At 65.9% G+C, this 12,874-nt stretch carries 8 protein-coding genes; 7 read left to right on the top strand and 1 reads right to left on the bottom strand.

The window, feature by feature from the left end; translation table 11 throughout:
* Together HOP59_RS12675 and HOP59_RS12670 are read left to right on the top strand one after the other, a co-directional pair.
* The gene (locus HOP59_RS12675; protein WP_234254176.1) at nucleotides 1–450 is read left to right on the top strand and encodes a YcgN family cysteine cluster protein; all 450 of its coding nucleotides are present in this window, start codon (nucleotides 1–3) and stop codon (nucleotides 448–450) included.
* 164 nt (nucleotides 451–614) lie between these two features.
* Complete coding sequence (locus HOP59_RS12670; RefSeq protein ID WP_234254175.1) at nucleotides 615–1,367, top strand: hypothetical protein; 753 nt, start codon at nucleotides 615–617, stop codon at nucleotides 1,365–1,367.
* 59 nt (nucleotides 1,368–1,426) lie between these two features.
* Here the strand turns inward: HOP59_RS12670 and HOP59_RS12665 are convergent, their stop codons facing one another.
* Nucleotides 1,427–3,514: a S9 family peptidase gene (locus HOP59_RS12665; protein WP_010627895.1), complete on the bottom strand. Its 2,088-nt coding sequence runs from the start codon at nucleotides 3,512–3,514 to the stop codon at nucleotides 1,427–1,429.
* Between the two features lie 85 nt (nucleotides 3,515–3,599).
* Between HOP59_RS12665 and HOP59_RS12660 the strand changes: the two genes are divergently transcribed.
* From HOP59_RS12660 to hrpA, 5 genes are all read left to right on the top strand, one after another.
* A complete protein-coding gene (locus tag HOP59_RS12660; RefSeq protein WP_010627896.1) occupies nucleotides 3,600–4,082 on the top strand; it encodes a hypothetical protein in 483 nt (160 codons plus the stop codon).
* Between the two features lie 9 nt (nucleotides 4,083–4,091).
* The gene (locus HOP59_RS12655) at nucleotides 4,092–5,942 is read left to right on the top strand and encodes a vWA domain-containing protein (protein ID WP_234254174.1); all 1,851 of its coding nucleotides are present in this window, start codon (nucleotides 4,092–4,094) and stop codon (nucleotides 5,940–5,942) included.
* Nucleotides 5,935–6,765: a class II glutamine amidotransferase gene (locus HOP59_RS12650; RefSeq protein ID WP_010627898.1), complete on the top strand. Its 831-nt coding sequence runs from the start codon at nucleotides 5,935–5,937 to the stop codon at nucleotides 6,763–6,765. Before HOP59_RS12655 ends, HOP59_RS12650 begins: the two co-directional genes overlap by 8 nt.
* Before the next feature lie 217 nt (nucleotides 6,766–6,982).
* Complete coding sequence (locus HOP59_RS12645; RefSeq protein ID WP_234254173.1) at nucleotides 6,983–8,656, top strand: AMP-binding protein; 1,674 nt, start codon at nucleotides 6,983–6,985, stop codon at nucleotides 8,654–8,656.
* A 102-nt stretch (nucleotides 8,657–8,758) separates the two neighbouring features.
* Nucleotides 8,759–12,799 (top strand): ATP-dependent RNA helicase HrpA, encoded by a 4,041-nt coding sequence (gene hrpA, locus HOP59_RS12640; protein ID WP_234254172.1) that lies wholly within the window; start codon nucleotides 8,759–8,761, stop codon nucleotides 12,797–12,799.
* Nucleotides 12,800–12,874: the final 75 nt, after the last annotated feature.

Raw genomic sequence — 12,874 nt, 5'->3', positions numbered from 1 at the left:
ATGCGTGAACTGTTCTGGGAGCGCTTCGACCTCGAGGAGCTCACCGCCGAGGAGTGGGAAGCACTGTGCGACGGCTGCGGCCAGTGCTGCCTGGTCAAGTTCCAGGACGAGGACAGCGGCGACCTCGCCGTGCTTGGCGTGGCCTGCGAACTGCTCGACATCCACAGCTGCCGCTGTAGCGACTACCCCAACCGCCAGGCCCGGGTACCCGACTGTGCCCGGCTCACGCCCCAGCGTATCGAAGAATTCCGCTGGCTGCCGAAGTCCTGCGCCTACCGCCGTATCGCGGAAGGCCGCCGGCTGGCGGGCTGGCATCCACTGATCTCCGGCGACCCCGAGCGCGTGCATCGCAAAGGCATCAGCGTGCGCAGCTTTGCCATCTCCCAGCGTGACGTGCCAGACGACGAACTGGAAGACCACATCATTGCCATACTGCCGATTGACAGCTGATCCCCTCAAGGTCTGAAGGTCTTTGGTATCCAATTTCAGCCTGGCTGCTGATGGCCATTTCTCCCATTCCCCATAATGCTGAGTGTTGCAGCTTGTAACATTGTGTTGCTTTCAGGGGGCATTGCAAATGCCACGAGAGCTGAGCAAGCCGATGGGAGGGGATCATGAAACGGAGATGGATGACGACGGCAGGAGTGACGTTTGGCGTCATGCTGACAACGAGCGCCATGGCCCAGTCGCAGCCCTGGACCGAACCGCTCAGCGATGAGGAAATGACGGCACGTTGGAATGCGCTGTTCAACGACGGCGCCGTGCTGAGCGACGAAGAACTCGACGAATTGCTGGAATGGCTGCCGCCAACCGGCGCCGGCCTGGGAGCGATGGGCCTGGATGGCTCCAGAGGGGGAGGTGACGGAGGCCTGGTGCGCACCGGCGGCTCCTCGCCGCCCAGCAGTGGCGGCGGTGGCGGGGGTGGCAATAGCGGCGGTGGCGACGGTAATGGAGGCGGTGGCAACGGCAATGGAGGCGGTGGTAACGGCAATGGAGGCGGTGACAACGGCAATGGAGGCGGTGGTAACGGCAACGGAGGCGGTGGTAACGGCAACGGAGGCGGTGGTAACGGCAACGGAGGCGGTGGCAACGGCGATGGAGGCGGTGGCAACGGCGACGGCGGTGGGAATGGCAACGGAGGCGGTGGCAACGGCGGAGGCGGTTCCGGTGGGGGCGGCAATGGCGGCTCCGGTGGGGGCGGCAGCGGCGGCTCCGGTGGGGGCGGCAGCGGCGGCTCCGGTGGGGGCGGCAACGGTGGCTCCGGTGGGGGCGGCAACGGCGGCTCCGGCGGGGGCGGCAACGGCGGCTCCGGCGGTGGTGACGGCGGCGGTGCCGGTGGCGGCAGCGGTGGCGGTGCCGGCGGCTGATCTTCCGTGACGACCCGGCCCGGTTCCAACCGGGCCGGATTCTTGTTGCCCTCGGCTGCTCAGGCCTCTCTCTCGGCGAGACCCAGCGCCCAAAGAATGAAAGCGTCCTGGCGGGCATTGTCGTGCCAGGCCTTGAAGCGTCCCGAAGCGCCACCGTGTCCGGCGGCCATGTCGGTGCGCAGCAGCACCGGGCCGCGTGCGGTACCCATTTCCCGTAGTCGGGCATAGAGCTTGGCGGGCTCCCAGTAGGGCACTCTGGTGTCGTGCCAACTGCCCTGAAGAAACAGCGTGGGGTAGGGCTGCGGCGTCAGGTTGTCGAGCGGCGAATAGGCGCGAATGCGTTTTCGCGCATCGGGCTCGTCGGGGTTGCCCCATTCGGTGTATTCGGCGGTGGTCAGCGGCAGGTCGGGGTTCTCCATGGTGCGCAGTACGTCGACGAAGGGCACGTCCAGTAGGGCGGCACAGAAGGCCTCTGGTGCCAGATTGAGGCTGGCGCCCACCAGCAGGCCCCCGGCGCTGGCGCCGTAGGCGGCAATCCGTTCGGCGTCGCTGAAGCCTTTCTCCACCAGCGCGTGGCGCGCCGCCAGAAAGTCGCGAAAACTGTTTTCCTTGTGTTCGAGCTTGCCGGCCAGGTACCAGGGTTCGCCTCGGTCGCCGCCGCCGCGCACATGCGCCACGGCAAAGGCAACGCCGCGCGCAAGCAGCTCCAGCCTGGCCACCGAGAACCAGGGGTCGAGCACCTCGCCGTAGGCGCCATAGCCGTACAGCAGGGTGGGCAGCGGGTGGCCGGCTAGATCGGCACGCATCACCACCGATACCGGAATTCGTTCGCCATCGTGGGCGCGGGCCCAGATGCGTTCACAGCACAGGTCCTGGGGCTGCAGGTCGCCGTGGATGGGCTGCGACTTGAGCACCTGGCGCTGGCCGCTGTCGAGGTCGTGCTCGAGCCAGTGCACCGGCATGACGAACGACTCCTCTCGCAGGCGCAGGCGGCGGCTGTCGAAGTGGGGCATATCACCGAGCATCAGGCTGCAGGGCGATTCCGGCAGGGGCAGACGCTCGTCTCGTCCGACGGCATGGCCACCATCGAGTTCGACGATGCGCACCCTGACCTGGGCCTCGTGATGGTCGCGCTCGCTAATGGCCAGCCCCCAGTCGAAGGCTTCGACATCCTCCAGGGTGGTGTCGTCGCGGTGTTCGATCAGCGGACGCCAGGGCGCCTGCGGATCATGCTCGTCCACGACCTCGAGGCAGAAGTGGGGGGCGTTGCGGTTGTGCAGCACGTAGAAATATCCGGGACGGTGCTCCAGCCCGTACTCCACGCCCTTCTCCCGTGGCCGGAAGCAGCGCGGCGTCTGGTCGGGCGCCTGGGCCGACAGCAGGTAACACTCGCTGGTGTCCTTCGAGGCGCTCTCCAGCACCAGCCACTGCCGTGAACGTGTCTTGCCCAGCCCCAGCCAGAACTCCGCATCGTCTTCGCGCAGGATCAACGCCGGTTCGCCGGCCTGGCCTCGATTCAGCGGCAGGCGCCAGATGCTGTCGGGGCGCTGGGTGGCGTCGTAGCGGGTGAACAGCAGGGTGGCGTTGTCCTCGGCCCAGGTCAGCTCCGGGCCTATTTCCTCCAGCAGCAGCAGCGGTTCACCGTCGGGCAGCGCCTTGAGGTAGAGCGTGAAGCGCTCATCGCCGCTGGTGTCTTCGGTCCAGGCCAGCCAGCGCTCGTCCGGCGATAGGGCCATGTCGCCCAATTCCAGGTAGTGCTCCGCCGCGGCGCGCTGCTGCAGGTCCAGAAAAGGTACCGCGTCGCTCGGATTGCCGTTGTGATGGCGCCACCATACGGGGTAATCGGCATCGGCGGCGGTCTCGCTCCAGTAGGTGAAGCGATCGAGCGCGGTGGGCAGGCCCTTGATGCCCAGCTCACGACGCGAGAGATGGCCGTGATAGAGCCGCTCCACCAGATCGTCGAGTGGTCTCATCCAGGTCTTGGATTCGTCATTCGCCGCTTCCAGAAAGGCGCTGACCTGCGGGTCGTCGCGGTCTTCCAGCCAATGCCATTCGGGGTCATCGGGGCGGCGAAACCGTTCGACCGGCGACGGCGATGAAAAATCGGCGGCGGGGATAGAGGAACTTTGTGGCGGCTGTGCTTTCATTGGGGCGGGTGTACCATACTCAAAATGACTTTCCATCCTGTACGCTCCGTCATGTGGCGGGGCGTAATGCAACGAAGAGGTATCGATGCTGACATCCGATTCGATGTCCCTACTATGGCTGACCTATCTGGGTTTGTCGCTGGTCGTGCTGGTGGCAGGTTACCTGGGGCTGGCATTTCTACCCCGTATGCTGCGTCTACCCATCACCTGGGCGGTGGCCGGCATTCTGTGGATGCCGACGCGTTTTCGGCTGCCGCTGGTGGAAGGGGAGACCTATACCGGCATGGCGCCGGCGGTGGTGGTGGCTGCCGTGGCGTTTCTCGAGCGCAATGCGTCGACACTGATGTCGACGGCTTTGCTGTTGGCCGCGGGTGCACTGCTGGGCCTGGCCATCGGCGTGTTGCAGGTATGGATGTTTCGTGCCGAGCCTGTGGTTGAAGGCGGTGCGCAGAAGAAAAAGCAACAGGACGAAGAGAGCAGGAAGCGGGACCATAACAGAAGGCGTGCTGGCCAGGGCGGTAGACAACCGCATGCGTCAACCAAGCGCCGGGAGCCGAAGATCGGCTAGGGAGCCCCGATGGGGAGGGAGCGCAACACGATATGGCGCTGGCTGGCAGGGTTGGTCGGTTGCTTGGTAATGGCGGGTCATCTCTCCGCTACAGAGGTAGCGGAGCGGCCCGAGGTCAGGGTCATCTTCGATGTTTCGGGGAGCATGCGTCACAACGACCCCGACCAGCTGGCCGGCAAGGCGCTGGAACTCCTTGTCGCCATGGTGCCCGATGGCGCCACGGCAGGGATCTGGACCTTCGGCGAGCGGGTGCGCAGCCCGCTGCCGCCGTCACCAGTGAACGCCGAGTGGCGCGAGCGTGCCAGGGCGCTGGCACCTCAGCTGGTCGCTTACGAGCAATTCACCGACATCGAGTCGGCGGTCTATCATACGGCCATGGTCGAGCCGAACGGCGTTCCGCTGCACCTGGTGCTGCTTACCGATGGCGTGATCGACCTGCCTGCCTGGCGCGGTAGCAAGCCGGCCATCGATACGTCATCCCGCGAGGCCCTGCTCGATGAGCTTGGTCCACGCCTGGCCGAGGAAGGCGTGGTGATACACGCCATTGCCTTCTCGGACGAGGCCGACCTCGATCTGGTCGAGCGCCTGGCTCAGATGACCGGTGGGCTTTCGGCTTCGGTTGCCGCTCCCGATGCGCTGATGGGCGCCTTCCTCGATATCGTCGATCGCATCTATCCCAGCGATCGCGTACCGGTCACCGACCGGGGGTTCCTCGTCGAGCCGGGACTGCGCGGCTTCACCGCGCTGCTGTTTCGCGGTGAGGAGCCGGCGACGCTGGTCGCACCCGACGGCCGGCGCTACACCGCCGAAGCCCCCCCGGAAGGCGCCGAGTGGCGCAGCGAGCCTCACTACGACCTCATCAAGGTACCTGATCCTCAAGCGGGTCAATGGCGCCTCGAGGGCGGGGCGGGGCCGAACAGCCGCATCACCGTCGAGTCGCCGCTTCACCTGCAGATGAGTGGCGTGTCGAGCACCCTGTATCTCGGTTTCGGCGTGCCGGTGGAGGCTTGGTTCCTGCGCGAGGGTGATGAGGTGGTGGCCGACGCGTTGCCGGCCCATCTCCGTTTGACGGCGGAGCTGCGCGACGAATCGGGCTCGGCCCAGTCGGCGGTGGTACTCGAGCAGCAGGAGGCGCGTTTCGCCGGCAAGCTGCCGGCACCGGTGCTGGCGGGCAAGGCCCAACTGGCGGTGCGTGCCGAAGGCCAGGGCTTTCGCCGTCAGCGTGTCCAGCCGGTCAATGTCCTGCCGGCCGTGGCGGCCCGCCATGACGAGGCCAACCACCGCGTTCTGTTGAGCGCCGAACATCCCTTGCTGGATCGTCACAATACCCGTCTTTACGGTCAGCTCCAGGGCGCACACCTTGCCGCTGAGCCGATGGCCGAGCGGCGCTGGAGCATTGCGCTACCTGAGCTGGACACGGCGCTCAGCGTGCCGCTGGTTCTGCGCGGTGAGGTCACCCTCGACGGCGAGACCCACGAGCTGCAGCTACCGCGCCTGGTGCTGTTCCCGTCGGTGACCACGGCGATCGGTCAGGTGGATGCCGGCCCGGCGCTGGAGGTGGTGCGCTTTCACGAAGAGCTGACTCCAGTGCGCGAGCCGCGTGCCACCTCGGAGTCGCCGCTGCCGCAGCCGCTGGAACAGGCAGTGCGCAGCATTCAGCAACTGCCGCGGGCGGCCCAGGAGCGCTGGCGAGAGTGGCAGCCCGTGCTGACCCGGCCGCTCGAGGAGGCCGTGGGAGACCGACGCGGGGCCGGTGCGCTACTGGCCGGTGGGCTGCTGCTACTGCTGGTGCTGTTGGTCGCCTGGCGAATGGCGATACGGCATCGCCATGCCGGATCACGGGAGGAACCGCATGTGTGAGCTGCTGGGCATGAGCGCCAACGTGCCCACCGATATCTGCTTCAGTTTCACCGGCTTCTTGCATCGAGGCGGTGGTACCGGGCCCCATCGTGACGGCTGGGGCATCGCCTTCTACGAGGCGGGCGGCTATCGCGATTTCCGCGACCCTCACCCGTCGATTCGCTCGCCCATTGCCCGGCTGATCACCGACTATCCGATCAAGTCACATATCGTCATCAGCCACATTCGTCAGGCCAATGTCGGTCAGGTTCGTCTGGCCAATACCCATCCCTTCACCCGGGAAATGTGGGGCAGAACGTGGTGCTACGCCCATAACGGCCAGCTCGAAGCGTGGCAGGAATTGCCCTTGAGCTTCTATCGGCCGGTGGGCGATACCGACAGCGAGCACGCCTTCTGCTGGCTGTTGGCCAGCCTGCGCGAACGCTTTGCCGAGGCGCCGCGACTGGCGTCGAGCGACGCGCTGCTGAGCGAAGAGCATCAGGCCCTCTGGCAACGCCTCCATGGCCTTTGCGAAACGCTGCGCGGCAAAGGGGTCTTCAATCTGCTGCTGGCTGACGGCGAGTTTCTCTACACCTATTGCTCGACCAAGCTGGCCCACATCACGCGGCGCGCGCCGTTCGGCAGCGCCGAGCTCTCGGATGCCGAGCTGACGGTCAACTTTGCCGAGCATACGACCCCCGACGACATCGTCTCGGTAATCGCGACGGAGCCGCTGACCAGTAACGAGGCATGGGTTCGCATGGTGCCGGGTGAGCTGTTGGTGTGGCGGCATGGGCGGATCGTGTCCCGCTACGTGACTGAGACAATCACGGAACGAGACTGAGTCCTTTGCCCGCGTCGGCTTGCCTTTCCGGCCGATTTTGCCCAGCTTGGTAGACAAAGGAGCACCCTGAAACCGCACATTCTTTTGTGAACGTTCGTTTGAATCATGCGTTTTACAGGCGAGCGATGCCTGGTATATCGTACCGGCTTTGTCATAACAAGAACCGTCGGGGTCGAGGGTGAGTGACCGTGTCGACGAAGCTGTGGAGATAGCGCCTATGAATGAACAAGCCAACGCCGGTATTCTCAACGGACCTGAGCTGGAAGGCATGGATCGGTATCGGTCGCTGATGGACGTCTTCCATGAAGCAGTGAAGCGTTTTGCCGACAATCCGGCATTCACCTGCATGGGTCAGACGCTCACCTTTGCCGAACTCGACCGTCTCTCGGCCGATTTCGCCGCCTGGCTGCAGCACGAGACCGGGCTTCAGCCGGGCGATCGTATTGCGATTCAACTGCCCAACGTGCTGCAGTTCCCTATCGCGGTGTTTGGCGCCTTGCGCGCCGGCCTGGTGGTAGTCAATACCAATCCGCTCTATACCGAGCGTGAAATGGCGCACCAGTTCAAGGACTCCGGTGCCCGGGCAATCCTGATCCTGGCCAACATGGCCAGCAAGCTCGAGAAGGTGCTCGATCGTACCGACATCGAGCACGTGCTGGTCACCGAGCTTGGCGACATGCACGGTTTCCCCAAGCGTTTTCTCATCAACGCCGTGGTCAAGTACGTCAAGAAGATGGTGCCCTCCTACTCGCTGCCGATGGCGATACCGTTCCGCAAGGCGCTGAAGGACGGTGCTTCGCGTCAGCATCGCGAAGTCGAGCGGGGGCTCGACGACATCGCCGCGTTGCAGTACACCGGCGGCACCACCGGCCTGCCCAAGGGCACCATGCTCACCCACTGCAACCTGGTGGCCAACATGCTGCAGGCTGACGCCGCCATTGGCCCGGGCCTGGACGAGGGCAAGGAGGTGGTGATCGCGCCGCTGCCGGTCTATCACATCTATACCTTCACCGTGAACTGCCTGTTCCTGATGAAGACCGGCAACCACTCGATCCTGATTCCCAACCCCCGGGACCTGGACAACTTCGTCAAGGAACTGCAGAAGATCAAGTTCACCGCCTTCATCGGTTTGAACACGCTGTTCAATGCGCTGTGCAACCGTGAGGATTTCCGCAAGCTCGATTTCTCGCAACTGCACCTGACCATTTCCGGTGGCATGGCGCTGACCAAGGCCTCGGCGGAACGCTGGAAGGAGGTCACCGGATGCGACATCGCCGAGGGCTACGGGCTCACCGAAACCGCGCCGGTGGTCAGCTTCAATCCCATCGACGCCATTCAGCTCGGCACCATCGGCAAGCCGGTGGCGGGTACCGCGGTCAAGGTGGTGGACAGCGACGGCAATACCCTGCCGCTGGGCGAGCCGGGCGAGCTGTGCGTGCAGGGGCCCCAGGTGATGAAGGGCTACTGGAACTTGGATGAAGAGACCGCCAAGGTACTGAGCGACGATGGCTGGTTCTCCACCGGCGATATCGCCGTGCTGCAGGAGGACGGTTACATCAAGATCGTCGACCGCAAGAAGGACATGATCCTGGTGTCGGGCTTCAACGTCTATCCCAACGAGATCGAGGACGTGGTGGCCGGTCACCCGGGCGTGGTCGAGTCGGCCGCGGTCGGTGTCAAGGACGAGGACAGCGGCGAGGCGGTGAAGCTGTTCGTGGTCAAGCGCGACGAGAGCCTGGACGAGAAGACGCTGCGCGAGTGGTGCAAGAAGGAGCTGGCCGGCTACAAGGTGCCCAAGTTCGTCGAGTTCCGCGATGAGCTGCCCAAGACCAACGTCGGCAAGGTGCTGCGTCGCCAGTTGCGTGACGAGGAAAGCGACGGCAAGGAGTAGCACGGCCGCGATTGGCCGAACTCCGCTTCCCGGCGTTACAATGATCTGCCCGCTCCGGTGGCCTGGAGCGGGCAGGTTTTTTTCCATGGCAAGAGGATGGCTGTGAGCACCGCAACCCCTACTGGTTCCGCCAATGCCGCCGACAGGGCCGCGCTGGAGCGTCTGGAGCGCGCTTTGGATGACGTCATGCTGCGTGATCGCGAGACGCTCACGCGCAGGCTGAAGGGCCTTGAGCGACGCCTGCGGGAGGGCAAGCCGGTGGATCGCGGCCTGGCCGAGGTGGTGCGCGGCATCGAGCGCTCCGCGGCGCTGGCTGCCAGCCGCCGGGCGCAGCCGGTGACGCTCGACTATCCTCCCGAACTGCCGGTGGCGGAGCGGCGTGACGACATTCTCGCCGCGCTGCGCGAGCATCAGGTGGTGGTGGTGGCCGGCGAGACCGGTTCGGGCAAGACCACCCAACTGCCCAAGCTGTGCCTGGAGCTGGGGCTGGGACGGCGCGGTTTGATCGGCCACACCCAGCCGCGGCGCCTGGCGGCACGCTCGGTGGCTACACGCCTGGCCGAGGAGCTCCAGGTGTCGCTGGGTGAGCAGGTGGGCTATCAGGTGCGCTTCACCGATCAGAGCGGCGACGCCACCCTGGTCAAGCTGATGACTGACGGCATCCTGCTGGCCGAGACCCGCCACGACCCGGATCTGACCCGCTACGAAGCGATCATCATCGACGAGGCCCATGAGCGTAGCCTCAACATCGATTTCCTGCTCGGCTACCTCAAGCGGCTGCTGCCGCGCCGGCCTGAACTCAAGGTGATCATCACCTCGGCCACCATCGACGTGGCGCGCTTCGCCGAGCACTTCGCGCTGCCCGGCGAGAAGGGCGAGCCCCGACCGGCGCCGGTTGTCGAGGTGTCGGGGCGCACCTACCCGGTGGAGGTGCGCTACCGGCCGCTGGTGCGCGAGAAGGAGGACGAGGCCGATCGCACCCTGCAGGAGGGCATTCTTCACGCGGTGGAGGAGGTCGAACAGATCGAGCGGGACAAGCGCTGGTTCCACGGCCCACGTGACATCCTGGTGTTCCTGCCCGGTGAGCGCGAGATCCGCGAGACCGCCGATACGCTGCGCCGCGCCGACCTCAAGGCCACCGAGATCCTGCCGCTCTATGCGCGGCTCTCCAACGCCGAGCAGAATCGCGTGTTCGCGCCTCACGCAGGGCGGCGTATCGTGCTGGCCACCAACGTTGCCGAGACCTCGCTCACGGTGCCCGGCATCCGCTACGTGATCGATCCGGGGCTGGTGCGCATCAGCCGCTACAGCTATCGCTCCAAGATCCAGCGGCTGCCGGTGGAGCCGGTCAGCCAGGCCAGCGCCGACCAGCGCAAGGGGCGCTGCGGGCGCGTGGCCGAGGGGGTGTGCATTCGCCTCTACGACGAGGAGGATTTCCTCTCCCGTCCTGAATTCACCGATCCCGAGATTCGGCGTACCAACCTAGCCTCGGTGATCCTCTCGATGCTGTCGCTCAAACTCGGCGACATCGAGCAGTTCCCCTTCGTCGATCCGCCCGATTCGCGCTTCATCACTGACGGCTTCCGCCTGCTGTTCGAACTGGGCGCGGTGGACGAAGACAACCGTCTGACGGCGATAGGGCGCAAGCTCGCCCGGCTGCCCATCGACCCGCGCTTGGCGCGCATGGTGCTGGCCGGCGCCGAACAGGGCAGCCTGCGCGACGTGCTGGTGGTGGTCTCGGCGCTGGCGGTGCAGGACCCGCGCGACCGCCCGGCGGAGAAGCGCGAGGCCGCCGATCAGGCCCATCGCCGCTGGCACGACCCGGACTCCGACTTCGTGGCCCTGCTCAACCTGTGGCAGGGCTTCGAGGCGGCCCGCGAGGAGCTCTCGGGCAACCGCCTGCGACGCTGGTGCAAGGAGCGCTACCTCAACTACCTGCGTCTGCGGGAGTGGCACGACACCTTCCGCCAACTGCGTCAGCTGCTGCGCGAGATGGAGATCGAGGTGCCTCCGCCCACGCCGCCGCCCGAGCCCGCCGGTGAAGGGGAGACCCTCGACCAGGCGCGACAACAGGCCCGCCGGCAGAACGCCGTGCAGCTGCACAAGGCGCTGCTGCCGGGGCTGCTCTCACATCTGGGCATGCTTACCGAAAACCGCGAATACCTGGGGGCACGCAACCGCAAGTTCGTCATCCACCCCGGCTCCGGGCTGGCCAAGAAAACGCCCAAGTGGCTGATGGCCTTCGAGCTGGTGGAGACCACCCGACTGTTCGCGCGAACGGTGGCCAGGATCGAACCGCAGTGGATTGAGCCCGTCGCCGGCCATCTGGTCAAGCGCAGCCACAGCGAGCCCCACTGGGAAATGAAGCGTGCCCAGGTGGTGGCCAAGGAGCAGGTCACCCTGTTCGGCCTGCCCATCGTCAGCGGCCGCAGCGTGCACTACGGACCGATTGCCCCGCGCGAATCGCGCGAACTGTTCATCCGCCGGGCGCTGGTGGAGGGGGATTTCCGCACCAAGGGGGAATTCTTCGACTACAATCGCGCTCTGGTGGAAGAGGTCGAAGAGCTGGAGGATCGCGCCCGCAAGCGTGACATTCTGGTCGACGAGGAGACGCTGTTCGCCTTCTACGACGAGCGCATCCCCGAGGATATCGCCAACGGCAAGGGCTTCGAGGCGTGGCGCAATAAGGCCGAGGCCAAGGATCCCGCCATCCTCAAGTTCGATCGCGCCGCGCTGCTGGCCCGGGAAGCGGCGGAGGTCACCCAGGCCCAGTACCCCGATGAGCTGGTGCTCGCTGGGGTGCGCTATCCGCTTGCCTACCGCTTCGAACCGGGAGCGCCGGACGACGGTGTGACCCTGACGGTGCCGGCGGCGATGCTGCCGCAGCTGCCGCGGGCACGGCTCGAATGGCTGGTGCCGGGGCTGCTACGGGAGAAGTGCATCGCCCTGCTAAAGTCGCTGCCCAAGGCGATCCGCCGCCAGGTGGTGCCGATTCCCGACTGGGTCGATGCGGCGCTGGAGACGCTCACGCCCGACGACGTGCCGCTCAGCGAGGCGCTGGGGGAGTTTCTGCGCCGCCGCACCGGGGTGCGCGTACACCCCGACGATTGGCGCTACGACCAGCTCGAGCCCCACCTGATCATGAACGTGCGTGTCGTGAATCATGAAGGCAAGGTGCTTGGCCAGGGCCGTGACGCGCGCGAGCTCGAGCGGCGCTTCGAAGCCGCGGCGGGCGAGGGCGCCAGGGCGCTGGCGGCCGAAGTCAGCGACGCGCCGGATGTCGCCGGGTTGTCCGACACTCCGCTGCCCGCGTCGCGGGTGACCACCCAGGCAGGTATCCGGGTCGAAGCGTATCCGGCGCTGGTGCCGGAAGGAGACGCCTTCCGCATCGAGCTGTTCGATCATCCCGGCAAGGCCGAGCAGGCTCATCGCCGCGGCGTGGTGCGGCTGGCCATGACCCGCCTGCCCGAGCAGGTGCGTGTCATCCAGCAGCTCAAGGGGCTCGATGCCTGCGCCTTGCTGTTCACCAAGGTGGGCAGCAAGCGGGTCCTGGTCGACGACGTGGTCGAGGCGGTGTTCGCCCGCAGCATGGCCATGACCCCGCTGCCGCGCAGCAATGCCGAGCTCGACGCTCGCCTCGATGCGACCCGTGCCGAGTTGGTGCCCACGGCCGAAGCGCTGGTCGCCACCCTCAAGCGAGCGCTGGAAGGCCATCTGGCGGTGACCAAGGCGCTGAAGGGCAACCTGAACCTGGCCCTGGCCTTGGTATACAGTGATTTGAAGGCGCAGATGCAGCGGTTGGTACACCCCGGCTTCGTGAGCGAAGCTGGAGAGTGGCTCGAGGAGTATCCGCGCTACATGGAGGCGGCCCTGATCCGCCTGGAGAAAGCCCCGCGCGAGCGCATGCGCGATCAGATGCACATGCAGGACGTGCAGGACTTCGAGGCGCGCCTGGCCGCGCGCCGTGAGAGCCAGCGCCGCGGTGGCCACGAGGATCCCGAGCTGGTGGAATTCGGCTGGTGGATCGAGGAACTGCGGGTTTCGCTGTTCGCCCAGCAGCTGGGCACTCGTATGCCGATATCCGTCAAGCGCCTCGAGCGACGCTGGACGGAACTGACAGGACACGGTCAAGGTGGGGCCTGACCCGCCGATAAACGAGACATGAGGCATTGGTTCGCCGATGTCAGCCAGCGGCCAACAGGCCGCATGAGGGAGAGA

The sequence above is a fragment of the Billgrantia aerodenitrificans genome (assembly GCF_021404405.1).
Taxonomy (GTDB): domain Bacteria; phylum Pseudomonadota; class Gammaproteobacteria; order Pseudomonadales; family Halomonadaceae; genus Halomonas; species Halomonas aerodenitrificans.
The sequence above is the reverse complement of the archived record's forward strand: the minus strand, read 5'-3'. Positions and strand labels throughout refer to the sequence as shown.

Bases quoted from the DNA above. Each gene is read 5' to 3' on its own strand.
- HOP59_RS12670 (WP_234254175.1), top strand. From the start codon at position 615: ATGAAACGGAGATGGATGACGACGGCAGGAGTGACGTTTGGCGTCATG.
- HOP59_RS12650 (WP_010627898.1), top strand. From the start codon at position 5,935: ATGTGTGAGCTGCTGGGCATGAGCGCCAACGTGCCCACCGATATCTGC.
- HOP59_RS12645 (WP_234254173.1), top strand. From the start codon at position 6,983: ATGAATGAACAAGCCAACGCCGGTATTCTCAACGGACCTGAGCTGGAA.
- HOP59_RS12655 (WP_234254174.1), top strand. From the start codon at position 4,092: ATGGGGAGGGAGCGCAACACGATATGGCGCTGGCTGGCAGGGTTGGTC.
- HOP59_RS12665 (WP_010627895.1), bottom strand. From the start codon at position 3,514: ATGAAAGCACAGCCGCCACAAAGTTCCTCTATCCCCGCCGCCGATTTT.
- HOP59_RS12660 (WP_010627896.1), top strand. From the start codon at position 3,600: ATGCTGACATCCGATTCGATGTCCCTACTATGGCTGACCTATCTGGGT.
- HOP59_RS12675 (WP_234254176.1), top strand. From the start codon at position 1: ATGCGTGAACTGTTCTGGGAGCGCTTCGACCTCGAGGAGCTCACCGCC.